Genomic DNA, 23402 nt, shown 5'->3' on the forward strand with positions numbered 1-23402 from the left:
TGCCCCGCCTGTCACCACGGCTGAAAACACTGGACATCGCGGCCCCGAACAGGGCCGCGATGTTTCTGTTTGAGACCTACTGCCTCAGCTGAGCCGGGGCGGATTTTCCGGGTCGCGCCCGGGGGGCGACGGCAGCACCGGTTCCGCCGGTTGCGGCAGATCAAACCGCAGCCCGGCCTGCGCCAGACGCGCGGCCATGGCATCGCTGCTGGCAAAGAAGCCGACATCCAGCGCGCCCGCCTCAACCCCGGAGAAGGTCAGCGCCTCTCCCACTGCCTTGGCCAATGCGGATTGCGCAGCCTCCTTGGCATCAACAAACCCCAAAAGGTGGCCCTGCCCGCCGCCACGATAGTGCAGTCCCACCAGGTAGGCGGATTGTGCCAGCCCCACAGCCGTGGCGAGTTTCGTGTCAAGCGCCGTGATCAGCATCTCCGGCAGGCCCTTGGGCGCGGTGATCGCCTCAATCTCGGCATCGACCTCAGCCGGGGTCTGGCCCAGCGTGTCATGCAGCCAGGCCACCGCCTCAGCCGGGATCAAGATCGCGGACGGCGCCACATCAAGGTTAACACCAAGGCCAATTTTGGCCCCTGCCCCCTGCCCCGCCAGCATTTGCACCACGACCCGACCCGACAAAGCGGCATAAGGAACAATGCGCCCGGCGAATTCTGCCAGCCGGTCCTCGCGATCAAACACCAGTGCAAAGGTGCCATCGGAGGTCTCAAACAGCTCCGGCGCAATGGTGTCGCCCTCGGGTTCTTTGGTCAGCATCAGGAATAATTCGCTGTCCGCCAGCCGCTCGTAGAACCGCAGGCGGGCCGCATCGTCCTGGGGGGCGGCCAGCATTGCGGCGTGGCTGTGATCCAGAGGGGTGGCGTCAGTCATGATATCAGCTCCTGAACCCGGGCGCGCAGGACCGGCAGCAGATCGGTCTCAAACCAGGGATTGCGTTTCAGCCATGCGGTATTGCGCCAGGACGGATGTGGCAAGGGAAACTCTTGCGGCGCATGATCTCGCCAGCCCTCGACCCGCGCCTGCACCGACTGTTTGCCGCCCAGATGATAGCTGTGGGCATAGCCGCCAACCAGCACGCGCAGACCGATATTGGGCAGGCTGGCCATCACCCGATCATGCCAAGTGGTGCGACAGATCGCGGGGGGCGGCAGATCGGCCTTCTTCGCGGAGTATCCCGGAAAACAGAAGGCCATCGGTACGATTGCCACCAGCGACTGGTCATAGAATTGCGCCTCACTCAACCCCAACCACTCACGCAGGCGATCCCCGGACGGATCGGTGAAGGGGCGACCGCTGGCGTGAACGCGCGCGCCCGGTGCCTGACCGGCGATCAGGATACGCGCGGCACTGTCGAACCAGGCAACCGGGCGCGGGCTGTGCCGGGTCACGGTTGCGGCAAACCGTTCCGCACATAGCCGACAGGCGCGAATCTCCTGCCTCAGATGCTCGGTTGTGGTCATCTCTGCCCCCTGTTATCTGCCCGTTCGCAGCCTCGTGGCACCCTGTCCATTCACCTGCTACGCAGCCTGCAAGAACGCCGCCACGTGATCAAAGCCGCGTCATCTGGTTAACGGAGCGTTGATAAATCCCATAACAATTGGACATAATATGGTCCAAATAGCAGCCTATATCGTTAACACAAATCTGTTAGTGCAGGCATAAGGCCGTCGGGATCCGCCTGACGCATCATGAGGACCAGAGGCCCCTGAACGGGGCCGAGAGCAGCACCGGAACACGCGATGCTTGAGTTTGAAAACGTGAGCAAGTCCTTCTGGACCGGCACCCAGCGCAAGGTGATCCTTGACCGGGTGTCCTTTCGCGTTGATCTCGGCAAATCGATGGGGGTGCTGGCGCCCAATGGCACCGGCAAAACCACCCTTATCAATATGATGGCCGGGCTGGAGAAACCTGATGAGGGTGAAATTCGCCGCGGCTGCCGGATCTCGTTTCCGCTGGGGTTTATGGGCGGGGTGATCAACCGCCTGTCGGCGATGGCCAATGCCCGCTATATCGCCAATCTCTACGGGCTGGATCCTGATTACGTCGAAGCCTATTGTCGCTGGCTCTGTGGGTTGGGCGAGTATTTTGACCAACCTGTCGGCACCTATTCCTCCGGTATGCGGGCGCGGTTCAGTTTTGCGCTGATGCTGGCGCTGGATTTTGATATCTTCCTCATCGACGAGGGGATGCCCAGCACCACCGATGTGGAATTCAACAAGAAAGCCGGGTCAATCCTGCAGGAACGGCTTGAGACCACCACCATCATTATGGTGTCGCACCAGCCCAAGACGCTGGAGAAATTCGTCCGTTCTGCGGCTGTTCTGGTGGATGGCCAGTTGCATATGTTTGAAACCTTGGAAGAAGCGAAACAGCTCTATGACTACCAAACCCAAGGCTAAGAAATTCCGGGTCCGCCGCAGTGGTGGCGCCGCAACGCAGCCCGCGGCTGCACGCCCCGTCCCGCCGCCCAGCGCCGCTGACGCGGCCCAGGCTGTTCCGCCCATTGCATCGGCGACAGCTGCAGGCAAGACTCGCGCCGGAGAGGCAGGTTCCGGGGCGCCTGGCGGCGCTGGGACCTCACCTGCGGATGAGGCCATCTCCATCAAGGAGCCGTCAAAAGCAAAGACCGGCAAACCCTCCACCGATCTGGATGAGATCCGCAAGGAGGGGCTAACGGGACGCCAATTGCGGCTGGCCCGCCGTATCGCGCAGAAAAACAACCTGCCCGCCACCTCCGATTTTGATGCTGTGCGTCAGCTGCGACTGAAGGGGATCGACCCGTTCCAGCGCGCCAACATGCTGGAGCTGGTGGTGCAGCCCAACACGGCCCAGCCCGCGGGTGCGCCGCAGGCGCCGGGCAGCGTACAGCTGCCGCAAACGGTGCCGTCCGACAAGGTGTCCCTGCCCGCAACCGAGCTGAGCCCGGCGGAGCGGCGCAACCGCGAAATTCAGCAAATTCAGCGCGATATCGCCCGTCGCCGTCGTCGCAAGCTCTTGCTGCTCGGCGCGCGGCTGGCGTTTTTCGTGATGCTGCCAACGGCACTTACGGGCTATTATTTCTATGGCGTTGCGACGCCGATGTACGCCGCGAAATCGGAATTTCTGGTGCTCAAGGCCGACAGCGCCGGCGGCGGCGGCGGGCTGGGCGGGTTGTTGAGTGGCACGCAGTTTGCCACCAGTCAGGATTCGATCGCGGTGCAAAGCTACCTGCAATCGAAGGAGGCGATGCTGCGGCTGGATCGGGAGGTCGGGTTCAAATCCCATTTCACGCAGGAGTGGATCGACCCGATTCAACGGCTGGAAGACAACCCCACCAACGAGGAAGCCTATAAGACCTATTCACGCAACGTGAAGATTGGCTACGACCCGACGGAGGGTGTCGTCCGGATGGAGGTCACCGCCGCCGACCCGCAGGTCTCGGCCGAGTTTTCCCAAAAGCTGATCAGCTATGCGCAGGAAAAGGTGAACCAGTTGTCGGTGCAGAAACGCTCTGATCAGGTGGGCGATGCCGAAACCGCGCTGGAGATGGCGGAGGACAAACGCCGCAATGCCCAGGAACGGCTGGTCAAGCTGCAACAGCGTGGCACCGTGCTTGACCCAGAAGGCGTGATCATGTCGCTGCGCTCACAGATCAGCACCTTTGAACTGCAGCGTCAGGAAAAGGAGCTGGAGCTGGCTGCCCTGCTGGACAATGCCCGCCCCAACCAGGCCAAGGTGGATGGCGCGCGTGCAGACATTGCGCGGCTGAACAGTCTCATTCAGCGGCTGAATGACCGCATGATCGACGCCTCAGCCGGCGAAAACTCGCTCGCCAGCCTGACGGTGCAGATCCAGATGGCGCAGGCCGATCTGGCCACCCGTGACATGATGCTGCAATCGGCCCTGCAACAGGTGGAGCAGACCCGGATGGAGGCAAACCGTCAGGTGCGCTATCTGACGACAGCGGTGGAACCCGTCCCAAGTGAGGAAGCGTCCTATCCCCGCCGATTTGAAAATACGATTTTGGCATTCCTGATCTTTTCCGGTATCTACCTGATGTGCTCGCTTACTGCGTCCATCCTCCGAGAACAGGTTTCGTCATAACGCCATGAAAAATATCTCCGTCGCCGACCTCAGCATCGGCAATGACCGCCCGCTGACCCTCATTGCTGGCCCCTGCCAGCTGGAAAGCCTAGATCATGCGCGCATGATCGCGGGTCAGATGAAAGAGGCCTGCGCAAAATATGGCGCGCAATATGTGTTCAAGGCCTCCTACGACAAGGCCAACCGCACCTCGCTGTCCGGCAAACGTGGGCTGGGCGTGGATGAGGGGCTGAAGGTCCTGCAAACCATCGCCAAGGAATTTGACGTGCCTGTGCTGACCGATGTCCACACAGAGGCGCAATGTGCAGTGGCGGCCGAGGCCGTGGATATCCTGCAGATCCCGGCCTTCCTGTGCCGCCAGACCGATATGCTTCTGGCCGCAGGCAACACCGGCAAGGCCGTAAATATCAAGAAGGGTCAGTTCCTGGCCCCTTGGGATATGGCCAATGTCGTCGCCAAGGTGGAAAGCACCTGCAATAAGAACATCCTGCTGACCGAGCGCGGCACCTCATTTGGCTACAATACACTGGTCGCCGACATGCGGTCGCTGCCGCAGATGGCGCAGGGCGGCTACCCGGTGGTGATGGACGCCACCCATTCTGTCCAGCAACCCGGTGGCAAGGGCGGCTCCACTGGTGGACAGCGCGAATTTGCGCCGCTGATGGCGCGTGCGGCAGTGTCGCTGGGCATTGCATCGGTGTTTATTGAAACCCATGAAGACCCGGACAACGCGCCATCTGACGGGCCAAACATGATTTATCTGGACCAGATGCCAAAGCTGATCGAGAGCCTGATGCGCTTTGATGCGCTGGCCAAGGCCGACCCTATCCGCATCTGATCGACAAGAGAGCGTAATCCCATGACCAAACCCGTCCCCGAGGTGCGCCCGAACACCTGGAGCTTTCTGCGCGATCCGATGATCACACCCACCGGTTTTCGCGAATATGACGCGCGCTGGAAATACCCTGAGGAAATCAATCTGCCCGGCATGACGGCGCTGGGGCTGGGGCTTGGCACGCAAATGCACAAGCGCGGCATCCCGCCGGTGATTGCGGTGGCCAATGACTACCGCGACTATTCGGTTTCTATCAAACACGCGCTGATCATCGGCCTGATGCAGGCCGGTATCGAGGTGCGCGACATTGGCCCGGCCCTGTCGCCGATGGCCTATTTTGCGCAATTCCATCTGGATGTGCCTGCGGTGGCCATGGTCACGGCCTCGCATAACCCCAACGGCTGGACCGGGGTCAAGATGGGCTTTGAGCGCCCGCTGACCCATGGGCCAGACGAGATGGGTGAACTGCGCGATATCGTGTTGAATGGTGAGGGCGTCGCCCGCCCCGGCGGTTCCTATCAGTTTGTGGATGGTGTGAAAGAAGCCTATCTCGACGATCTGGTCGGCGATTTCAAAATGTCCCGCCCGCTGAAGGTGGTCTGCGCCACCGGCAACGGCACCGCCTCCGCCTTTGCACCGGAGCTGTTTGAACGGATGGGGGTCGAGGTGGTCGATAGCCACAATGCGCTGGACTACACCTTCCCGCACTACAACCCGAACCCCGAAGCCATGGAAATGCTGCACGATATGTCCGACAGCGTGAAGGCCTCTGGCGCCGATATGGCGCTGGGGTTTGATGGCGACGGCGATCGTTGCGGCGTCGTGGATGATGAGGGCGAAGAGATCTTTGCCGATAAGGTCGGTGTCATCATGGCCCGCGATCTGTCCAAACTGCACCCGAATGCGACCTTTGTGGCGGATGTAAAATCCACCGGGCTGTTTGCCTCCGATCCCGAACTGAAGGCCAATGGCGTGACGGCGGACTACTGGAAAACTGGTCACAGCCACATGAAACGGCGGGTGAAAGAAATCGGCGCGCTAGCAGGGTTTGAGAAATCCGGCCACTATTTCCTCGCCGAACCTGTGGGCCGGGGCTACGACTGCGGCATGCGCGTGGCGGTGGAAATCTGCAAACTGATGGACCGCAACCCGAACAAGAGCATGTCGGACCTGAGGAAGGCGCTGCCCAAGACCTGGGCAACGCCCACGATGTCGCCCTATTGTGCCGATACCGAGAAATACACCGTGCTGGAGCGTCTGGTCGAGAAGCTGGTTGCCAAGGCCGAGGCTGCCGAGACGCTGGCAGGCCGTCCTATCAAGGAGGTCGTCACCGTGAACGGTGCGCGTGTGATCCTTGAGAACGGGTCCTGGGGGCTGGTGCGGGCCTCGTCCAATACGCCAAATCTGGTGGTGGTCTGCGAAAGCAGCGAGAGCGAGGCGGAACTGCGCGAGATCTTTGCCGAGATTGACGCGGTGATCCGCACCGAACCGCTGGTCGGTGACTATGATCAGACCTTCTGATCATCCTCAGAGTTGATGCAAAAACGCCCGCCATTGGCGGGCGTTTTCTGTTGTAGGGCACGTGATCTCGCCGCAGCATCAATCGCCGCCGAGAAGCCGCAGCAACTGGTCCTTTGCTTCTTTCTCGATCCGGTCGCGGATCGCCTCATTGATGTCCTGCTCAGGCGCGATCTCTGTATCCAACTCTTCGCTCAACTTCTCGCGCAGGCGATCCTTGGCCTGTTGTTCCACCGCGTCGATTTCCGGCTCCAGCGCCCGTTTCAGGTCGGGGCGGATTTTCGGATCACTCCAGGGGCCAGTGATGGCCACGGGGATCGACAGGCGGGTGCTGCCATCCCCGCGCTGGATGCTGGGGGTAAAGAGATAGTCCAGATCCTGCGCCCCAAGCCCGATGCGGCCCTCCCCCTCGGCGCGCAGCCCGCGCAGGGTCAGCAGCAGATCCCGGTTAAGGAGATTGCCACCTTCCATCGTGTAGCTGGCGGTCAGCTGATCAAACACGGTGCTGCCGCCATTGCCACTGCCGCTGCGCATCAGCTGTTCCAGATCAAAGCCGGTAAAGAACCCTTTGCCGACCTCCAGCCAGCCTTTGCCGCTGAGCGAAGACATGATCTCCGCCACTGAATTGCCGACACCCAGATATTCCAGTTCGCCCAGCGCCTCACCGTTAAGGCGATCATATCCCATGGTCTGCCCCAGCGCCTGTTCCAGCCGGATGTCCTGAAAATTCAGCTTGCCACCAACCGACAGACCGTTGCGATTGTTGACCACCAATTGCCCCTGCACCTGACCGTCAAAGACGCTGGCAGGCAGGAATTTCAGAACCGCACGAGAGTTGTCCAGCGCGAGGTCCAGCTTGCTTGGCCCCAGTTTGACGGAGCCGGTGTCGACCCCCTGAACATCCAGTGCAATCGCCGCATTCAGCGCCGCCAGCCAGCCGAAATCCATGCGCTCGCGCGACCAGCCGTCGCTGACCGGATCGGTACCCGTGCCAGCTGCAGCCGCCGCAGGCAGGTCCGCATCGCCCGCGGGCAGCAGCGCCGAGAAATCCAGCTGGTCACCGCTCAGACGCGCGGTCACCTTGGGCACGTCGCCGAGTACCACATCCGCTGCGCCGCGCAACCGATTGGCATCTGCCTCCAGTGTCAGATCACGCAGCGCCAGACGCCCATCGGTGGTATAAGTGAGATCCGACCCGATGAGCCAAGTCTCCACCGCGGGTGTGTCAACGCCCTCAGCGCCGCCCAAGACCGCAAGGCTGCGCGCCAAATCAGAGCTTTTTCCAGTCAGGCGACCCGTCGCAGCGCCAGTGATATTGGCCCGCCCGTCAAACCGCAGTTCGGTCTCATCAGCGGTCACACTGGCCCCGACCGAGGCAACCTGCCCTGCCAGAAATGCCTCAAACGTGCCGATCTCCGCCGCGATCTGCACCGGCGCGCCAGCCGGGCGCAGCGTGATATCGGCCAGCACAGTCCCGTTAGGCTCAGGCCACTGCAGCGCCAGATCAACTTGGGTCAGCTCAATCGGAGTCTCGCCGTGGGGGGCGTAGCGCAGGCTGGCGCCAGTGAGGTTCAGCGCCTCAATACTGACCGGCAGGCTTTCCATGCGGCCCTCTGCGGCTGGCGCGGCCCCGGTCTGGCCGTCGTCAATGGGATCCAGCACCCAGTTGCCGGTGCCATCCGCGCGGGTGCTGAGATTGAGCTGTGGCAACACCGCCGAGAGTTCGGTCACCCGAACCTTACCCCCGATCAGATCCGCTGCGGCAATACCAATGGTCAGTCGCTCTGCCGTCAGCATCGGCTCAGGACCAGCCCAATCGGCATTGGACAGCGCCACCCGGTCTGCCTTCACCCCCAGCGTCGGCCAGAGCGTGTAGCCAACACGCCCGCCAAAGGTCACCGTGCGCCCGGTCTGCTTCTCGATCTGGCTCGCGGCCAGCTGGGCCAGTTTCTCGCCCGGCAGCACCAGCAGCGCCCCCAACAGCAGCACCACGGCCACCACCAGCGCTATTACAACCCGGATTATCAGCTTCATCACCGCACCTCTTGCCTTGCCCCCTGTTCCCGCGGGGTTTTGCGCAGCTTACCGCGTGGGCGGGCGGGTGCAATGCGCGAAGCCCTCGCCCGGTATCAAAGCATTGCGTGTTTGCGACTGTTGGTCCGCGCAGCCGGTGCCGCTGACCGTTCCTCTCAGAGAGATCATGCGCCATTCCTAGGGCTATCCATGGTCGGTGGTCTTATTCGGCCTCCGAGGGCAGCGTCGTACCTAGAGGAGGTGCAAAGCGCCTTCCCAGGGAGAAAGTCAGGTGCTGCTCGGCCTATCGTCCGGGTACTCGGGAAATGCAGCCTCTGACGAACGAGGGAGGCACAGGGGGCGTACAGCGGGTGCACGGCCAACCCCTCCGTTTTCCTTGCCTCCTGCCCCAGTCCTGATATATGCGCGCGCATGACACAGACACCCGGTTCCGCCAATCCGCCCAGCCTTCGCCCCGATCTTGCGCCCAAGCCCCGGCTTGGCGAGGCGCCCCGTGAGGGGCAGCCGACCCTTGGCATGGTGTCCCTGGGCTGCCCCAAGGCGCTGGTCGACAGTGAGCGGATCCTGACGCGGCTGCGGGCTGAGGGCTACGGCGTGTCGCCGGATTACTCAGGGGCGGATGCGGTGATCGTGAACACCTGCGGCTTTCTCGACAGTGCCAAGGCCGAAAGCCTTGAGGCCATCGGTGAGGCGCTGAAGGAAAACGGCAAGGTGATTGTCACCGGCTGTCTGGGCGCAGAGCCGGATTATATCCGCGAACACCACCCCCGCATTCTGGCGGTGACCGGCCCGCATCAATATGAGCAAGTGCTGGATGCGGTCCATGCCGCCGTGCCGCCCTCACCCAACCCTTACGTAGATCTGCTGCCAGCAGCGGGTGTGAAGCTGACGCCGCGCCACTTCAGCTATCTGAAGATCTCCGAGGGCTGCAATCACAAGTGCAAATTCTGCATCATCCCCGACATGCGCGGCAAACTGGCGTCCCGCCCAGCCCATGCGGTCCTGCGCGAGGCGGAAAAACTGGTGGATGCTGGTGTGCGCGAGTTGTTGGTGATTTCGCAGGACACCTCCGCCTATGGGCTGGATCGCAAATATGATGTGAACCCGTGGAAAGACGGTGAGCTGCGCAGCCATATTCAGGATCTGAGCCGCGAGCTGGGCAAACTGGCCCCCGCGGATGAGCTGTGGGTGCGGCTGCACTATGTCTACCCCTACCCGCATGTGCGTGAGCTGATCCCGCTGATGGCGGATCCGGACAACGCGCTGCTGCCCTATCTGGATATCCCGTTCCAGCACGCCCACCCGGATGTGCTGCGCCGCATGGCGCGCCCGGCGGCTGCAGCCAAAACGCTGGATGAGATCAAGGCCTGGCGCGCAACCTGCCCGGATATTACCCTCCGCTCCACCTTCATCGTTGGCTACCCCGGCGAGACGGAGGCGGAGTTCCAGCATCTCCTCGACTGGATGGATGAGGCACAGCTGGATCGTGTGGGTTGTTTCAAATACGAAAACGTCGATGGCGCGCGGTCAAACGACCTGCCGGGTCACGTCGCCGAAGAGGTGAAACAGGAGCGCTGGGACCGGTTCATGGAGAAAGCGCAGGCGATTTCCGAGGCGAAGCTGGCGGCCAAGGTCGGCCAGACCCTACAGGTGATCGTGGACGACATCGACGAGGACGGCATCGCCACCTGCCGCACCAAAGCCGACGCGCCTGAGATCGACGGCAACCTGTTTATTGACGAGGGCACCGAAGGGTTGCAGGTCGGCGAGCTGGTCACCGTTGAGGTTGATGAAGCGGGAGAGTATGATCTGTGGGGCGTCAGGGCTGGCTAGGCCGCTGAAGCCCCGATACTCACTGCGCCCGCAACGCCACCACTTCCGCTTCGTCTTCAATCGATTGAACGCTGGCGTCTGTCTGAGACTCTCGAATTCTTGGTGCAGGTTTTCGCCATGACGTTAGATCTTGGCCAACCTCGCGGTAAAAGTCCGGGACAATCGTCTCAAGCTCAGCGATGAAGTTTGTTTGCTGGGTGAACTTTCCGCCCAAGCGCTTTGCGACATAGATATGAAAACTAACGACTTGAAGTCCGTTTTTATCCTTTTCGCAAAGATCCGGATCCGTCACCAACTCCACCAAGGGGAAATGGGTATCTTCACTGCGCCCGGGCCAAGTCATACGAACAAACAGATCACTGCTGGCTTCGCTCTTCAATTGACGGAGCAGCCAATTCAATCGCGATTTTGATGATTTCTTGTCCTCAGGTGCCCGGAGTGTCATTCCAGCTTCGATCGTTCGACGGTTGAGATCCGCGACAACCTCCAAAGGGGCAGCAGCATTTGGTATATCAAAGCTGACTTGCAGCTGATGAGCTTCTCTTAGCTGGTTCAATTCATCTTTGTGACGATCTGCAGGATTCTTTGCGTGCTTCCTGTTCAAGCGCTCTCTGACACTTGCTTCCGTCTGCCTGCTTATAATCAAAGACAGGTCCTTGGTTTCTTGATGCCAAGCGTCCAATACACAAATAGCCTCTGGTGATTTCGCAAGTATCTTACCACCAGCAGAGACAAGTTTGTTTAGCTCACTCCATTCTGGCGGCATGCGATCGAACCCACGAATGCCTGCACTTTCATGAGTCAAAAAGCGTCTCAGTTCATTCAGCAACACACGTTGATCATCGTCGGCCACACCATCGTTGCTGATCAACAAATCCACGGCCGTTAGGACAAACATCCATGACCAGTGGAAAACAGGAATCTTTGACCGGCTTTTACGGACATCTTCCAGTGGATGGCTCGCGGGCAAAGTCGCAAACTGGTTGGAAATCGTAATGACGCAGTCAATCCCGTTGTCCTTTGACAAGCTGCGGTATTTTTCAATTTGCTCTGCGGTCAGAGGGTTATTGCCAATCTTTGCCTCCACCATGGCCCGCCATTCACGAGAACCGTTTTTAACGATGATCAACCCGTCAGGACGATCTTTGCACGCCTCTTTTTGACCATCAAAAACCACTTCAGTGAACGTCTCTACCGTGGTGCGTTTGCCAGTCCGTTGCCCCAACGACGCCAGTAACTCTGATGCCAGTTCCTCAACTTTGGAAAGGCATGCCAAGAGAATTGAAGTTGTTCGCCCCTCTTTGGAGTTATTGGACAAAACCGGGAAAAGACGCGCAGGCTCTCCTTGTTTCAGATATTCTGGTCTTTCCATGATGCGTCAAAGCCCCTCTTGCCAATACGATAAAAACTCATAGGTCATACAATCATACGCTGATTTTGCACAACTTATGAGGCATTGCAAAGGTTGTGATAGAAAGTGTCACCATCCTAGACGTCTCAGCACAGGCAGCACCCGCCTGACTGCAGCGCCCGCCCCGCCGGTCCAGCACGGAGTGAGAGAGTATGGCATGGTCCAAGCCAAGCGCAGGTGTGACCATCTGCCTCTCGCCATGCGCCCGGTCGACGTTACATTTCTTAGGTAATGATTCAACTAGGAGGCATCCAACCATGCCGACCCCTCAGGACGACAGCACCGAGATCCTCTATAACGGAGATTGCCCGGTGTGCAGTATCGAGATCCGCCATTACGCCAATCTGGCGGAGCGGCGGGAGCTGCCGTTGCGTTTTGATGACCTCAACTCAGAAGATCTGGCGCGCTGGGGTGTTGATGCGGATCAGGCCGCACGGCGGCTGCATGTACGCCATCAGGGCAAGGTGCTGAGTGGCATCCCGGCGTTTCTGGTGCTTTGGGCGCGGATGCCGGGGTATCGCTGGGTGGCGCGTGTGGTTGGGCTGCCGGGGCTGCGCCAGCTGGCCTCCGCCCTCTATGATTATGTACTGGCGCCGGTGCTCTATCGCTGGCACCGGCTGCGTCAGCGGCGCAGCAGCCACGCTTAGTCCCGCAGCCGGAGCAGCGCATCGCCATTGCGGCAACCCTGCAGTGGTGCCTTGGGCATGGTGTCTGCGGTGCGGTCGATCTGATCCAGAAACGCCTCGCAACGGGCGACCTCGCGACAGCCACGGCAGCGGGTCACCATATCGGCCCAATCCGTCTGTGTGATCTGCCCCGCCGCAAAACTGGCAGATAGATCAACGTCGCAGGCCTGCCCCATCCGTTTGATCAGACGCAGGTGATGCAGCGGGTGGCCCAAGGGGTGCATGTCAGGATCTCCTGTGAGGATCGGATAAGAGGGGCGGAATATCGGGCTGGCGGCCCGATTGAGAGGCCTCGCCCAATGCACGCCTGGGATCAGACTTTAGACCTCATCCTCGTTCAGGTAGGCCAAGAGGTCGCGGTTGCGGCAGAAGTCGGGCGCCTCGGCCCCCGGGCGCAGCCCCTTGTCGAGCCATTTGTGGCAGGCGCCGACGCCGCCGCAGCGGGTGCAGCGCAGCACCGCCTCACTGATCTCATCAAATCGCAGCCGCCCGGAGATCGCTTCCTCCTGAAGATCAAGGCCCACGGTCTCTGCCATGCGGTCAAACAGGGCGGCGTGGGTTTTCAGATCTCGCCTGCTGGTCTCGTTGGTTTGGCTGGTCATCGCGCTGTCCCCGGAAATCATTCATCCTGCGGGCAACTTAACCTCAGTCAAAGCGGGGCGACTTGATGCAGGTCAAACAGCCGGTAAACAGAGACGCCGGACGCCCAAAACACCGGACGCACAAAACACTGGGCCAAACAGCCCGGCATATGGGATCTCGGTTCAGCTGGCGGTCACCTGATCGAAATAGGCGCGCACCGCATCCTGAACCCGACGAAACCGGTCGCCGCCCAGCTTCTTGCCGCCATACCAGCGGGTGACGATGATGACATGGTCGCGCAGCCCCTCCCGCTCCATCATGCGCAGGATCACCATACCGGCGCCGCTCTCTCCATCATCGGCTTTGAGGCCACCGCTGGGCAGTTGCGCCGCCCAGGTGTTGTGGGTCGCCTTGGCATAGCTACGGTCGGATTTCAGCTCTGCCAGCACCGCGTCGATCTGCCCCCGGCTGGTGACCTGCGCGCCGCTGACCGCGTAGCGCGAGCCACGGTCGCTCAGCACCACGCCAAGCTGCCTCAGGGAGGCGACGGACTGCGCCAAATCGGTCAATTCAGGTTGTATTTCTGGATCGTCTGATTGACCACGCGCACCCGGTCCGGGTTGGCGGGGTGGCTGCCGAGGAAACGATCACCGGGATCGGGCAGACGATAGAAGAATTTCACCCCGACGCTGGGACGATACCCGGCCTTGTGGGTGATGATGGTGCCCAGCTCATCCGCCTCCAGTTCAAAATTCTTGGAATAGGTTCGCGCGCCCACAGCGGCGCCAAGATCCTGCGCGCGGGCCACATCAGCGGCACTGGCACCGGAAACGCTCGCAAGCCCGGCCAGCAGGATCGAGCCTGCAACCGCGCTTTGGCGTTTGCGTGCCAGATGACCACGGATATGGTGTGCGGCCTCGTGCGACATCACAAAGGCCAGTTCGTCGCGATTGGCAATCTGCCCCAGCATCCGCTGGGTGAAGGTGATCACAGGGCGCCCCGACCGGTCCTGGCTCTGATAGGCATTTGGCGGTGCCTTGGGGTTGGGATCAATCCGGATCAGGAAGTCGCAGTTCAGGCCTTGCGTCCGGGCACGGCATTCACGTTCTGAAACCGGTTCCACCACGCGGGTGACCGCCGCAAAGGCGCTGCGCCCTTCAGCCGGGGACATGCCCTGCGCCGGTGGGCCGGAGGGCCGCGCGGCGGGCGCGGTCCCGGTGTCGACCACGGTATCACAGGCTGCCAGCCCCATGGTGAGCGCACATCCCATCATCAGCAAGACTCGACGCATGACATCTCCTTTGCTTTGCCAGTGCCATCTTATCGCGACAGCAGACATAGGATCAATCGCACGAAGCTCCGGCGGCTGCAATGTGCCGCAAGAATACGTGATGCGACAAAGCCTTGTCAGCGGGGGCGGCCCGGTGGCAAGCTGGACATATGTTTACCATTGAGCATGAATTCGACGCCACAGTCGTGACCCTCGTCGATGACGAGACCGCCCAGCTGATGGAGGATGTTTCCATCAATATTTTCACCGAATGTGTCACGGTCGAGCAGTTGGACCCGCGCACCGACCGGGTGCAGAAAATCACCCTCTCTCACAGTCAGGTCCGGGATTTGGCTGCGGCGCTGGACCTGCCCGAAGGGGTCTACCGATTTACCCGCGAGGATGAGGGGGAGAGCTAGCGCTCTGAAGAAGAGCGCCGTCAGCCTGCGTTGAGGTCGTGATAATTCATGGCGGACGCCGCCGTCAGGGACGGTAGGCAAACACCTTGTCGCGAGAGGTCGCGCCACGCAGCAGTTCCAGGTCCGAGGGCGCAATCCGCATGGCGCGCGCCAGAAGCGCCTGAACCGCAGCGGTCGCCTTGCCGTTTTCCGGCGCCGCCGTCACCGTGATCTTGAGTGATGCCCCCTGCCCGCTTTCAGCCTGCGCAGCTGGAAGCACCGCATTGCGCGCGGCCTTCGGAGTGACACGTACGGCAATCTCGCCGCCAGCGACGGCCAGATGACTCAGATCGGGGAGGTCTTTCTGCTTTGGCTTGCCCATATTCGCAGTGATGGCGCGAATTAGTGGCGGATTCCATAGACTTTGCACGGGCGTCCGGGATATTTCCTGCCACAGACCCCGCGTTCGGACCGCAGATGCCGCCAGCCCTCATGCCCGCGCCAGTCAGGTAAATTCCGCTGCCCTCCCGGATCGCCCCTTGAAAACCCGCGCCGCCCTGCCGACATGGGCGGTAGATGTAAAAAGGTTTCACATATGCCCCCTCGCAATGATGCTGCCCTGACGTTTCTTCTGTCGCGCCGCTCCCGCCCGGCCAAAACACTGGTCGCCCCGGCGCCAGACCGCGCCGCGCTGATGCCGCTGCTGCGTGCCGCCGCGCGCACCCCGGATCATGGCAAGCTCGAGCCCTGGCGCTTTGTCGTGATCGAGAAACCCGCAATGGCGCGGCTGGCAGATCTGACCAGCAAGGCCGGTGAGCGGCTTGGCAAATCGGCGGAGGACATCGCAAAAGCCCGCAGCCAGTTTGAGCTGGGCCATTTGGCCGTCGCCGTGGTCGAGGTGCAGAAAGCCAGCCCAAAGATCCCAGCCATCGAACAGACCTACTCCGCCGGGGCGGTCTGCCTGGCCCTGTTGAATGCGGCCCTTGCTGCCGGTTGGGGGGCCAATTGGCTGTCGGGCTGGGCCAGCCATGACGCCGAATTCTGCGCCGAAGCCTTTGGCCTGCGCCCGCATGAGCGGATCGCTGGGCTGATCCATATTGCAACAGAAGCCTCGGCCCCGCCGGAACGGCCCCGCCCGGATCTGGACGCGCTGACAACCTGGATGGATCAATGATACTGACCGATTTCACCAAAGCGCTGAGCCAGCTCGGCGATCCCCGTTTCCGCAAGGTCCTGTTTCTGGGCGTCGGTCTGACCGTGGCACTGCTGGTGGTGACCTATGCGGCGTTTCTGGCGCTGATCCAATGGCTGGTCGGTCCCGATGCCAGCCTGCCACTGATTGGCCCTGTCACCTGGATCGATGATCTGCTGTCGATCACCTCTCTGGTGCTGATGCTGGTTCTGTCGGTGTTCCTGATGGTGCCTGTGGCCTCGGCCATCACCTCGATGTTTCTGGATGAGGTCGCGCAGGCGGTGGAGGATCGCCACTATCCGGGCCTGCCCCCCGCAATCAAGACACCATTCTGGGATGGGGTGCGCGACACCATCAATTTCCTCGGCGTTCTGGTGGTGGCCAATGTACTGGCGCTGGTGCTGTATTTCATGTTTGCCCCCTTTGCGCTGTTTATCTTCTGGGGGCTGAACGGGTTTTTGCTGGGACGTGAATATTTCACGCTGGCGGCGGCCCGCCGCCTGGGTCTGCCAGAGGCAAAGCGGTTGCGGCGCAAACATCTGGGCACCGTCTGGATGGCAGGCGTGTTGATGGCAATGCCGCTGTCGATCCCGCTGGTGAACCTGCTGATACCGATCATCGGGGCGGCGACATTCACCCATCTGTTCCACCGATTGGCCCGGCAGGAGGTGGCTGCGCGCTGATCCCTGTCACCGACTATCGCAACAGTCATACATGAATGCAGGCGGGCCTATGCCCGCCTGTTTCGCTATTATCGTTGTCTAAGGCGCGCGCCTATTGCGGATCAGGCAGCCGGTCAAACCAGTCGAAGTCATTCACCGTGATCCAACCACTGAGGATGATCGTCGCGATGATCGCCCAGAGAACGGCCGCGGCGATCGTTGTGATCACTGCCTTCTGCTTCAGATAATGATGCTCCGGCGCCCCGGCATGCGTGCCCGGCACGATCTCGCCACGGTCGCCCTGCGTCTCAATGCGGATCGGGATCACGATCAGAAAGGTCATGAACCAGATCACCGCATAAAGAACCAAACCGGATGTCACACCCATGATAACTGTCCTTCTGATACCCCCGCCCCACTGCGAGGGGTTAAGGGGCAGATAGCGTCAAACCTGTTCCAATTCCACCAGGCAGCCGTTGAAATCCTTCGGATGCAGGAAAAGAACCGGTTTGCCATGGGCGCCAATCTTGGGCTCACCGGAGCCAAGCACCCGCGCGCCTTCCGCCTTCAGCCGGTCGCGCGCGGCAAGGATGTCGTCGACCTCATAGCAGATGTGATGAATGCCGCCCGCCGGGTTCTTCTCCAGAAACCCTGCGATGGGCGAGGCCTCGCCCAACGGGTAGAGCAGCTCAATCTTGGTGTTGGGCAGTTCGATGAACACCACGGTGACGCCGTGATCCGGCTCATCCTGCGGCGCGCCCACCTTGGCGCCCAGGGTGTTGCGGTACTGCGCCGAAGCGGCATCTAGGTCGGGCACGGCGATTGCGACGTGGTTGAGGCGGCCAATCATTTTGCGGTCTCCTGAGTGATCTGTCTGCCCAGACTTATCAAAGAGCTGCTGCCTGTGGGCAAGTGCGCCAATCCGCGCGGCAGAAAATTCACTGCAATAACGCCCCGTTGCATCGATTTACCCCAGTGAATTCGATTCAACCTAAAGGCGCGCCTGGAATGTTAACCAGCTGTTAGCCCCGTTTCCCTAGCGTTGAGTCGTATCCAGCCAGGAGCCTTAGCCATGGACGATTCGGAACTGTTTGCTGCCGCCCACCGCCTGCCCACGACGAAACGACCGTTGCTGGGGCTGACAATTCTTGTGGTGGAAGACAGCCGATACGCCTGCGAGGCGATGCGCCTGCTGTGCCTGCGCAGTGGCGCCCGGATCCGGCGCGCTGACTGTCTCAAATCTGCCCATCGGCACCTGAAAGTTTATCGTCCCTCCGTGGTGATTGCCGATCTTGGCCTGCCGGATGGCTCCGGTGCCGATCTGATACGCGCCATGGCGGAGGCCAGCCCGCGGGTTGGCGTGATCCTTGGCATTTCCGGTGATGAGGCAGGAGAGGCGATGGCGATGGCAGCCGGGGCCGATGGGTTTCTGGCCAAGCCGATCACCTCGCTTGCGGCCTTTCAATCCGCGATCCTGTCGCGCCTGCCCGCCGAGCGCCAGCTGTCTGGCCCAAATGAGCTGACCGATGAGGTGATTGAGCCTGATCTCCTCGCCTTTCAGGATGATATGTCCCACGCCGCTGAGGTGCTGAACGAAGCTGAGGAGGGACAGACATTGGACTATGTCGCGCAGTTTCTTGGGGGTGTCGCCCGCAGCGTTGGCGATTCCCATCTGGCCGGGGCCGCCGCCGATCTGGCGGACGCCCGTAGCACCGGACGCCCCGTCGCCGCTGTTGCCGCGCGTGTTGCCGGGCTGGTGCAGGAACGTCTGAAACAGAAGGTCGCCATCTGAGATGATCGAAGTCGTCCTTATCGCATCCGCCACTTTGGGCATCGTTTTATACCTGCAGGCGCGGTTCTCTGCCCGAGAAATCCGCCGCAACCGCGATCGCAGCCTGGGATCTCTGGTCATCCTTGAACGCAGCGACCGCTGATCCGTCTGCGCTGACACAGCGCCACCGCGCCCGATGTCATCACAGCGTGGCCTGCTGGTGATTTCGCTGGCAAGCGCCTCATATCCGAGACGGTACAATACCGTGCAACAGCTCGAACTCGCCTGATCTCAGTCGACGGTTCTGCGAGATCTCCCTAGCGCCGCACCAAACCCGGATCCGATCCCATCTCGACGCCGGGGAAAATCACATCCGAAATCGCCTGATGGTCGGTGCCGATCATGCCCCGCATGATCCAGCCCATCTGCGCGCGGACATCGCCGGTGGGCATCAGATCGCGGCGATCAAACAGCGCGGCCTCGGTCAAACCGGGCCAGTGCCCGTGGACCCGACCGCCCCTGATCGCGCCCCCGGCCAGTACCATGGCACCGCCAGTCCCGTGATCCGTCCCGCCAGTGCCGTTTTCCCGCACGGTGCGCCCAAATTCTGTCATCGCCACCACCGCCGTCTTGTCCCAGATGGCCGGCCCCAGATCGCCATGCAGTGTCAGAATCGTATCGGACAGACGGCGCAGCGCCCGTGTCAGCGCGCCTTTCTGGCGATTATGCGTGTCCCATCCGTTGATCGAAAAGGCGGCAATCCGGCTCTCCCCACGCAGCTGCTGCGCCGCGTAGCTGGCGATCCGCTGGTGGGGCGGTGCACGACGCGGACCCTGCCCTGTGGTTCCGGCGCGCCCAGCGGCTGCGTCCGCCTTTGCGCTGTCAGCCAGATCCAGCGCTTCGGCCAACGCGGCGTGAAACAGCGGATCCCCTTCCATCATCAGCCCCGCCAGGCGTTCCGCCTGCGGACTGAGCGCGATCTCGGCATCCGGCGACCAATCAGAGACTGGCGCCGCCCCCTGCAACAGTTTCATCTCCCCCTGTCCGATGGCAAAGGCGGTGCGCGCCTCCGCCCCTGGGGTCACCTGCAGCAGCCGATTGAGCCAGCCGTCGCGGCGTTGATGCAGCCCCGGCGTACCCGCCTCCAGGAGATCCTGACCATCAAAATGGCTGCGCTTGTTGCGATACGGGGTGGAGACCGCTTGCACAAACCCCAGCTGCTCGGCCCTCCACAGCGGCATCAACGGCGCCAGCGCCGGATGCAGCGCAAAGAAACCATCAAGGTCCGCCGCCCCATTCTGCGGCCCGCCCAGCAGGGTTTGCCGCAGCCCGGCATAGGCCGGATCGCCATAGGGCTGTACCACATCAATGGCATCCATGCCGCCGCGCAGAATGATCACCACCAGCCTTGTGTCCCAGGGGGCAGCGGCAAAGCTGACAGGTGTCAGCAGCGGGCTGGCCGCCATCGAACAGCCGATCAGGCCGGAGCGCGCCAGAAAGCTGCGTCGGGACAGGCTGGCAGGCGGGCTGGTAGAGGGGGTCGGCGGTATATTTGTCATCGAGCTTTCCCTTTCACCGGCGCTGGAAGGCGGGCGCGGCCAGGATCAGCCCCACCGCCTCCCGCTCGGTCTCGGCTGCGGTTGCAACAAACTGCAGCTGCGCGGTGGCGCGATTGCCAAGCGCATCTTGCAGGGCCTCCAACGGCGCAGGCAGCGTTTCCATCAGCTGCACCGGCACCGACATGCACCAGCGCAACCGCTCCGCCAATCCCTGCGGTGTGATCCAGTCGCCATCCGCCTCCGGCCAGCCGTCGGGACCGCCCGCAAACTCCCAGCGTTGGCCCATGCGCTGCATTGGACGCAGAAAGAACCGGTTCACCTGAGGGCGGCTGAGTTTGGTCAGGGCCGCAGGTGGCATCGCCAGCGCCCGACAGGCGGAGGCAAGATAGGCAAAAGGCGGTTTCACGTTGCCCAGATCCGTCTCCCATGCAGCAGGGTGCTCCAGCAGTGCCGCATAGACCTGTATCAGATCGCCGGAGGTCGCCCGGTAGCGGTCTGCCAGATGCGCCACCAGCGTCGGGTCCGGCGTATCGCTGGTAAAATGCACCGCAAGCTTCCCCGCCAGATGATCCGCCGTCGCCGGATGCCGGGCCAGATCCCGTAACGCCTGTTTGATCGCCGCGAGCCCCGTGATTTCCGCATCGTAGCGCTGCCCCAGCACGATCTCTGCACCGGGTTCCGCCCAACCCGGCGCGAATTTAAAGCCATCCTCAATGTTATAGATCATCCCGGTGAACAGCTCCGCCAGCTGGCGCACATCCTTTTGCCCGTAAGGCGCCCCCACCCCCAACGTATGCAGCTCTAGCACTTCGCGCGCCAGATTCTCATTGAGGCCAACCACGCGCCCCTGCCGCCGGGCCACGCGCCGCGCGCGGCGACTATTGGGACCGGTGGAGCGGTGCTGGTCCAGATAATGCAGCATCAGCGGACTGGTCACCGCCGCAATCAGCAGATCCTCAAACCGGGCCGCGATATTGGGGCGGATCGCACTCTCCACATAGGGGGTCGCCCCGTAGCGCAGGGCGGCAATCTTGCCCTGCGCAGTAAAGTGATCGGCCCAGAACAGCGTGAGGCGTTCGCGAAACCCGTTTGCCGTTGTGATACAGCGCAGGAGCCGCTGGGTGAACCATGCCGCCTGATGATCCCGCATCCGGGCACGTTGGCGTTTCAGATCCTTGTCCCGCGCCTCAAACTGCGGACCTGCGATGGCCGCCTTACGGGCACGGCGGGCGGCAGAATAGTCACGTGCATCGGCCAAGGCACCGTCGAACCCTGGTATCGGCCAGTCAGCCGCTGCCCGATCCGGGGCCTGCAGGGCTGTGAGCATTTCGTCTGGCCCCTTCGGTGGCACGTGGCGTGGCGACAGACCGCAACCAAAGCGGATCTCTGCCAGTTCAGGATCAAAGCGCATCGTGTTCGGGCCTTTCTCAACTGATATCGCCGTTGAACGGTCGTGCATTGCGGCGCCGACCCACAGGTCAATTTTTGGGCGACCTGCGGCGCCCTGCAAACCTATGCACTGCAGGCGCGTTTTTCCACCTTCTCCGCTGGGGAGGCCGCAGCGCCCTTCCAAAAGCAAACAGGCCCGGACAATTGCCCGGGCCTGTTCGTATCATATTTTGATCGGATTACTGATCCTGCGGGATCACCCGCAGGCCCAGCTCCATCAATTGTTCGCTCATCGGCTCAGAGGGCGCCGCCATCATCAGATCTTCGGCACGCTGGTTCATCGGGAACATGATAACCTCGCGGATGTTGGCCTCATCAGCCAAGAGCATCACCATACGGTCGATGCCGGCCGCGCAGCCCCCGTGCGGCGGGGCGCCGTACTGGAACGCGTTGACCATGCCGCCGAAACGCTTCTCAACTTCTTCCTTGCCGTAGCCCGCAATTTCAAACGCCTTGAACATGATCTCCGGCTTGTGATTCCGGATCGCGCCCGAGACCAGTTCGTAGCCGTTGCAGGCCAGATCGTACTGATAGCCTTTGACCGCCAGCGGATCGTCCAGCAGCGCGTCCATGCCACCCTGAGGCATGGAGAAGGGGTTGTGCTCGAAATCGATCTTGCCGGTTTCTTCGTCCTTCTCGTAGATCGGGAAATCCACGATCCAGCAGAAGGCAAAGCGGTCTTTGTCGGTCAGACCCAGCTCTTCGCCGATCACGGTGCGGGCGCGGCCTGCAACGCTTTCGAAGGTCTTTGGCTTACCACCGAGGAAGAAGGCCGCATCGCCGACACCCAGACCCAGCTGCTGGCGAATGGCTTCGGTCCGCTCCGGGCCGATGTTCTTGGCCAGCGGGCCGGCGGCTTCCATGCCTTCGCCCTGATCACGCCAGAAGATATAGCCCATGCCCGGCAAGCCTTCGCCCTGGGCAAATTTGTTCATCCGGTCGCAGAATTTGCGGGAGCCACCCGTGGGGGCCGGGATGGCACGGATTTCGGTGCCTTCGTTTTCCAGAAGGTTCGCGAAAATCGCAAAACCAGACCCGCGGAAATGCTCGGAGCAGTCCTGCATCTTGATCGGGTTGCGCAGGTCCGGCTTGTCTGTGCCGTACCATTTGGCGGCATCCTTATAGGAGATCTGCGGCCATTCACTGTCGACCTTGCGGCCCTTCCCGAATTCCTCAAACACGCCCTGCATCACCGGCTGGATGGTGTCGAACACATCCTGCTGGGTGACAAAGGACATCTCCAGATCGAGCTGGTAGAAATCGGTGGGTGAACGGTCAGCGCGCGGGTCTTCGTCGCGGAAGCAGGGCGCGATCTGGAAATATTTGTCAAAGCCCGACACCATCATCAGCTGCTTGAACTGCTGCGGCGCCTGCGGCAGCGCATAGAATTTGCCCGGGTGCAGGCGCGACGGCACCAGGAAGTCACGCGCGCCTTCGGGGCTGGAGGCGGTGATGATCGGCGTCTGATACTCGTTGAAGCCCTTGTCCCACATGCGGCGACGGATCGACTGGATCATGTTGGAGCGCAAGAGCATGTTCTTCTGCATCTTCTCACGACGCAGGTCGAGATAGCGATAGCGCAGGCGGGTTTCTTCCGGGTATTCCTGTTCGCCAAACACCATCAGCGGCAGCTCTTCGGATTTGCCGAGCACTTCGATGTCACGGATGAAGACTTCGATCTCACCGGTGGGGATCTTGTCGTTCACCAGGCTCTCGTCGCGCGCCTTCACGTTGCCATCAATGCGGATACACCATTCGGAGCGCACCTTCTCGATCTCGGCAAACACCGGACTGTCCGGGTCGGCCATGACCTGGGTCACACCGTAATGGTCGCGCAGGTCGATGAACAGAAGGCCGCCGTGGTCGCGCACCCGGTGGACCCAGCCCGACAGGCGGACGGTCTCACCGACGTTGGATTTGTTGAGTTCGGCGCAGGTATGGCTGCGATAGTCGTGCATGGGGTGACCTTTCGTTATACCGGTCATATGACCGGGCGGGCCGTCAATCGGGAGATGCGCCAGAACGGCGCGGAATTCGTCCGGGGTGGTACACTAGGTTGCGGCGGCGTTGTCAAGCAAACTGGGTGATTTCCACGTAGTCTGACGCC

Annotated in this window: 25 protein-coding genes; 11 read left to right on the top strand and 14 right to left on the bottom strand. The window is 61.6% G+C overall.

Annotated elements, in window-relative coordinates; translation table 11 throughout:
- Nucleotides 1–84: 84 nt before the first annotated feature.
- On the bottom strand, nucleotides 85–882 hold the full coding sequence (locus tag D1820_RS07040) for an SseB family protein (RefSeq protein ID WP_118068347.1): 798 nt from the start codon (nucleotides 880–882) through the stop codon (nucleotides 85–87).
- Nucleotides 879–1472, bottom strand: a complete 594-nt coding sequence (locus D1820_RS07045) for a uracil-DNA glycosylase family protein (protein ID WP_118068348.1) — start codon at nucleotides 1470–1472, stop codon at nucleotides 879–881. The genes D1820_RS07040 and D1820_RS07045 overlap by 4 nt, the downstream gene beginning before the upstream one ends.
- Nucleotides 1473–1751: 279 nt before the next feature.
- Between D1820_RS07045 and D1820_RS07050 the strand changes: the two genes are divergently transcribed.
- From D1820_RS07050 to D1820_RS07065, 4 genes are read left to right on the top strand one after another with little or no spacing between them, the layout of a single operon-like run.
- Nucleotides 1752–2411 (top strand): ABC transporter ATP-binding protein, encoded by a 660-nt coding sequence (locus D1820_RS07050; protein ID WP_014875338.1) that lies wholly within the window; start codon nucleotides 1752–1754, stop codon nucleotides 2409–2411.
- The gene (locus tag D1820_RS07055; protein WP_118068349.1) at nucleotides 2389–4095 is read left to right on the top strand and encodes a capsule biosynthesis protein; all 1707 of its coding nucleotides are present in this window, start codon (nucleotides 2389–2391) and stop codon (nucleotides 4093–4095) included. The genes D1820_RS07050 and D1820_RS07055 overlap by 23 nt, the downstream gene beginning before the upstream one ends.
- 4 nt (nucleotides 4096–4099) lie before the next feature.
- Complete coding sequence (kdsA, locus tag D1820_RS07060; RefSeq protein WP_118068350.1) at nucleotides 4100–4933, top strand: 3-deoxy-8-phosphooctulonate synthase; 834 nt, start codon at nucleotides 4100–4102, stop codon at nucleotides 4931–4933.
- A 21-nt stretch (nucleotides 4934–4954) separates the two neighbouring features.
- Nucleotides 4955–6451 carry a phosphomannomutase/phosphoglucomutase gene (locus tag D1820_RS07065; protein WP_118068351.1) on the top strand — a complete coding sequence of 499 codons (1497 nt, stop codon included), beginning with the start codon at nucleotides 4955–4957 and terminating at the stop codon, nucleotides 6449–6451.
- A gap of 78 nt (nucleotides 6452–6529) precedes the next feature.
- On the opposite strand, the gene D1820_RS07070 is transcribed toward D1820_RS07065, so the two are convergent.
- Nucleotides 6530–8482: an AsmA family protein gene (locus D1820_RS07070; RefSeq protein ID WP_118068352.1), complete on the bottom strand. Its 1953-nt coding sequence runs from the start codon at nucleotides 8480–8482 to the stop codon at nucleotides 6530–6532.
- Between the two features lie 411 nt (nucleotides 8483–8893).
- Between D1820_RS07070 and rimO the strand changes: the two genes are divergently transcribed.
- On the top strand, nucleotides 8894–10315 hold the full coding sequence (gene rimO / locus D1820_RS07075) for a 30S ribosomal protein S12 methylthiotransferase RimO (protein ID WP_118068353.1): 1422 nt from the start codon (nucleotides 8894–8896) through the stop codon (nucleotides 10313–10315).
- A 19-nt stretch (nucleotides 10316–10334) separates the two neighbouring features.
- On the opposite strand, the gene D1820_RS07080 is transcribed toward rimO, so the two are convergent.
- Nucleotides 10335–11687: a hypothetical protein gene (locus tag D1820_RS07080; RefSeq protein ID WP_254683374.1), complete on the bottom strand. Its 1353-nt coding sequence runs from the start codon at nucleotides 11685–11687 to the stop codon at nucleotides 10335–10337.
- A 296-nt stretch (nucleotides 11688–11983) separates the two neighbouring features.
- On the opposite strand from D1820_RS07080, the gene D1820_RS07085 reads away from it, so the two are divergent.
- Nucleotides 11984–12373, top strand: coding sequence for a thiol-disulfide oxidoreductase DCC family protein (locus D1820_RS07085; RefSeq protein WP_118068355.1), 390 nt, complete (start codon nucleotides 11984–11986; stop codon nucleotides 12371–12373).
- Here the strand turns inward: D1820_RS07085 and D1820_RS07090 are convergent.
- The 4 genes from D1820_RS07090 to D1820_RS07105 all read right to left on the bottom strand — a co-directional run bounded on the left by D1820_RS07090 (nucleotide 12370) and on the right by D1820_RS07105 (nucleotide 14285).
- A complete protein-coding gene (locus tag D1820_RS07090) occupies nucleotides 12370–12636 on the bottom strand; it encodes a DUF6455 family protein (RefSeq protein ID WP_118068356.1) in 267 nt (88 codons plus the stop codon). The genes D1820_RS07085 and D1820_RS07090 overlap by 4 nt on opposite strands.
- A 96-nt stretch (nucleotides 12637–12732) precedes the next feature.
- Nucleotides 12733–13014: a DUF6455 family protein gene (locus tag D1820_RS07095; RefSeq protein ID WP_052463921.1), complete on the bottom strand. Its 282-nt coding sequence runs from the start codon at nucleotides 13012–13014 to the stop codon at nucleotides 12733–12735.
- A gap of 162 nt (nucleotides 13015–13176) precedes the next feature.
- Nucleotides 13177–13563 carry a YigZ family protein gene (locus tag D1820_RS07100; RefSeq protein ID WP_254683375.1) on the bottom strand — a complete coding sequence of 129 codons (387 nt, stop codon included), beginning with the start codon at nucleotides 13561–13563 and terminating at the stop codon, nucleotides 13177–13179.
- Entirely contained in the window at nucleotides 13560–14285 is a 726-nt protein-coding gene (locus D1820_RS07105) for a M48 family metalloprotease (RefSeq protein ID WP_096869186.1), read from the bottom strand. The genes D1820_RS07100 and D1820_RS07105 overlap by 4 nt, the downstream gene beginning before the upstream one ends.
- A 149-nt stretch (nucleotides 14286–14434) precedes the next feature.
- Here D1820_RS07105 and D1820_RS07110 point away from each other — a divergent pair, with 149 nt between their 5' ends.
- Nucleotides 14435–14683 (top strand): hypothetical protein, encoded by a 249-nt coding sequence (locus tag D1820_RS07110; RefSeq protein ID WP_024096422.1) that lies wholly within the window; start codon nucleotides 14435–14437, stop codon nucleotides 14681–14683.
- A gap of 64 nt (nucleotides 14684–14747) precedes the next feature.
- Here D1820_RS07110 and D1820_RS07115 read toward each other — a convergent pair whose 3' ends face one another.
- Nucleotides 14748–15044, bottom strand: a complete 297-nt coding sequence (locus D1820_RS07115) for a DUF167 domain-containing protein (RefSeq protein ID WP_102896583.1) — start codon at nucleotides 15042–15044, stop codon at nucleotides 14748–14750.
- 213 nt (nucleotides 15045–15257) lie between these two features.
- On the opposite strand from D1820_RS07115, the gene D1820_RS07120 reads away from it, so the two are divergent.
- Entirely contained in the window at nucleotides 15258–15836 is a 579-nt protein-coding gene (locus D1820_RS07120) for a nitroreductase family protein (RefSeq protein ID WP_118068357.1), read from the top strand.
- Entirely contained in the window at nucleotides 15833–16537 is a 705-nt protein-coding gene (locus D1820_RS07125) for an EI24 domain-containing protein (protein ID WP_118068358.1), read from the top strand. Before D1820_RS07120 ends, D1820_RS07125 begins: the two co-directional genes overlap by 4 nt.
- Before the next feature lie 91 nt (nucleotides 16538–16628).
- Here D1820_RS07125 and D1820_RS07130 read toward each other — a convergent pair whose 3' ends face one another.
- Both D1820_RS07130 and mce read right to left on the bottom strand, forming a co-directional pair.
- Entirely contained in the window at nucleotides 16629–16904 is a 276-nt protein-coding gene (locus D1820_RS07130) for a DUF1467 family protein (protein ID WP_014875353.1), read from the bottom strand.
- A gap of 57 nt (nucleotides 16905–16961) precedes the next feature.
- Entirely contained in the window at nucleotides 16962–17366 is a 405-nt protein-coding gene (gene mce, locus D1820_RS07135; RefSeq protein WP_014875354.1) for a methylmalonyl-CoA epimerase, read from the bottom strand.
- A 222-nt stretch (nucleotides 17367–17588) separates the two neighbouring features.
- On the opposite strand from mce, the gene D1820_RS07140 reads away from it, so the two are divergent.
- Together D1820_RS07140 and D1820_RS19100 are read left to right on the top strand one after the other, a co-directional pair.
- Nucleotides 17589–18308, top strand: coding sequence for a response regulator (locus D1820_RS07140; RefSeq protein ID WP_118068359.1), 720 nt, complete (start codon nucleotides 17589–17591; stop codon nucleotides 18306–18308).
- A 1-nt stretch (nucleotide 18309) separates the two neighbouring features.
- Nucleotides 18310–18450, top strand: coding sequence for a hypothetical protein (locus D1820_RS19100; RefSeq protein ID WP_158524467.1), 141 nt, complete (start codon nucleotides 18310–18312; stop codon nucleotides 18448–18450).
- A 154-nt stretch (nucleotides 18451–18604) separates the two neighbouring features.
- Here the strand turns inward: D1820_RS19100 and D1820_RS07145 are convergent, their stop codons facing one another.
- The 3 genes from D1820_RS07145 to aspS form a co-directional block, all read right to left on the bottom strand.
- Nucleotides 18605–19846, bottom strand: a complete 1242-nt coding sequence (locus D1820_RS07145) for a DUF1501 domain-containing protein (protein ID WP_118068360.1) — start codon at nucleotides 19844–19846, stop codon at nucleotides 18605–18607.
- Nucleotides 19847–19859: 13 nt separating this feature from the next.
- Nucleotides 19860–21257: a DUF1800 domain-containing protein gene (locus D1820_RS07150; protein ID WP_118068361.1), complete on the bottom strand. Its 1398-nt coding sequence runs from the start codon at nucleotides 21255–21257 to the stop codon at nucleotides 19860–19862.
- Between the two features lie 217 nt (nucleotides 21258–21474).
- Nucleotides 21475–23253 carry an aspartate--tRNA ligase gene (gene aspS, locus D1820_RS07155; RefSeq protein ID WP_118068362.1) on the bottom strand — a complete coding sequence of 593 codons (1779 nt, stop codon included), beginning with the start codon at nucleotides 23251–23253 and terminating at the stop codon, nucleotides 21475–21477.
- Nucleotides 23254–23402: the final 149 nt, after the last annotated feature.

The sequence above is a fragment of the Phaeobacter sp. LSS9 genome (assembly GCF_003443595.1).
Classification (GTDB): domain Bacteria; phylum Pseudomonadota; class Alphaproteobacteria; order Rhodobacterales; family Rhodobacteraceae; genus Phaeobacter; species Phaeobacter piscinae.

Coding starts and splice junctions, on each gene's coding strand:
- D1820_RS07040 (WP_118068347.1), bottom strand. CDS start 882: ATGACTGACGCCACCCCTCTGGATCACAGCCACGCCGCAATGCTGGCC.
- D1820_RS07045 (WP_118068348.1), bottom strand. CDS start 1,472: ATGACCACAACCGAGCATCTGAGGCAGGAGATTCGCGCCTGTCGGCTA.
- D1820_RS07050 (WP_014875338.1), top strand. CDS start 1,752: ATGCTTGAGTTTGAAAACGTGAGCAAGTCCTTCTGGACCGGCACCCAG.
- D1820_RS07055 (WP_118068349.1), top strand. CDS start 2,389: ATGACTACCAAACCCAAGGCTAAGAAATTCCGGGTCCGCCGCAGTGGT.
- kdsA (WP_118068350.1), top strand. CDS start 4,100: ATGAAAAATATCTCCGTCGCCGACCTCAGCATCGGCAATGACCGCCCG.
- D1820_RS07065 (WP_118068351.1), top strand. CDS start 4,955: ATGACCAAACCCGTCCCCGAGGTGCGCCCGAACACCTGGAGCTTTCTG.
- D1820_RS07070 (WP_118068352.1), bottom strand. CDS start 8,482: ATGAAGCTGATAATCCGGGTTGTAATAGCGCTGGTGGTGGCCGTGGTG.
- rimO (WP_118068353.1), top strand. CDS start 8,894: ATGACACAGACACCCGGTTCCGCCAATCCGCCCAGCCTTCGCCCCGAT.
- D1820_RS07080 (WP_254683374.1), bottom strand. CDS start 11,687: ATGGAAAGACCAGAATATCTGAAACAAGGAGAGCCTGCGCGTCTTTTC.
- D1820_RS07085 (WP_118068355.1), top strand. CDS start 11,984: ATGCCGACCCCTCAGGACGACAGCACCGAGATCCTCTATAACGGAGAT.
- D1820_RS07090 (WP_118068356.1), bottom strand. CDS start 12,636: ATGCACCCCTTGGGCCACCCGCTGCATCACCTGCGTCTGATCAAACGG.
- D1820_RS07095 (WP_052463921.1), bottom strand. CDS start 13,014: ATGACCAGCCAAACCAACGAGACCAGCAGGCGAGATCTGAAAACCCAC.
- D1820_RS07105 (WP_096869186.1), bottom strand. CDS start 14,285: ATGCGTCGAGTCTTGCTGATGATGGGATGTGCGCTCACCATGGGGCTG.
- D1820_RS07110 (WP_024096422.1), top strand. CDS start 14,435: ATGTTTACCATTGAGCATGAATTCGACGCCACAGTCGTGACCCTCGTC.
- D1820_RS07115 (WP_102896583.1), bottom strand. CDS start 15,044: ATGGGCAAGCCAAAGCAGAAAGACCTCCCCGATCTGAGTCATCTGGCC.
- D1820_RS07120 (WP_118068357.1), top strand. CDS start 15,258: ATGCCCCCTCGCAATGATGCTGCCCTGACGTTTCTTCTGTCGCGCCGC.
- D1820_RS07125 (WP_118068358.1), top strand. CDS start 15,833: ATGATACTGACCGATTTCACCAAAGCGCTGAGCCAGCTCGGCGATCCC.
- D1820_RS07130 (WP_014875353.1), bottom strand. CDS start 16,904: ATGGGTGTGACATCCGGTTTGGTTCTTTATGCGGTGATCTGGTTCATG.
- mce (WP_014875354.1), bottom strand. CDS start 17,366: ATGATTGGCCGCCTCAACCACGTCGCAATCGCCGTGCCCGACCTAGAT.
- D1820_RS07140 (WP_118068359.1), top strand. CDS start 17,589: ATGGACGATTCGGAACTGTTTGCTGCCGCCCACCGCCTGCCCACGACG.
- D1820_RS19100 (WP_158524467.1), top strand. CDS start 18,310: ATGATCGAAGTCGTCCTTATCGCATCCGCCACTTTGGGCATCGTTTTA.
- D1820_RS07145 (WP_118068360.1), bottom strand. CDS start 19,846: ATGACAAATATACCGCCGACCCCCTCTACCAGCCCGCCTGCCAGCCTG.
- D1820_RS07150 (WP_118068361.1), bottom strand. CDS start 21,257: ATGCGCTTTGATCCTGAACTGGCAGAGATCCGCTTTGGTTGCGGTCTG.
- aspS (WP_118068362.1), bottom strand. CDS start 23,253: ATGCACGACTATCGCAGCCATACCTGCGCCGAACTCAACAAATCCAAC.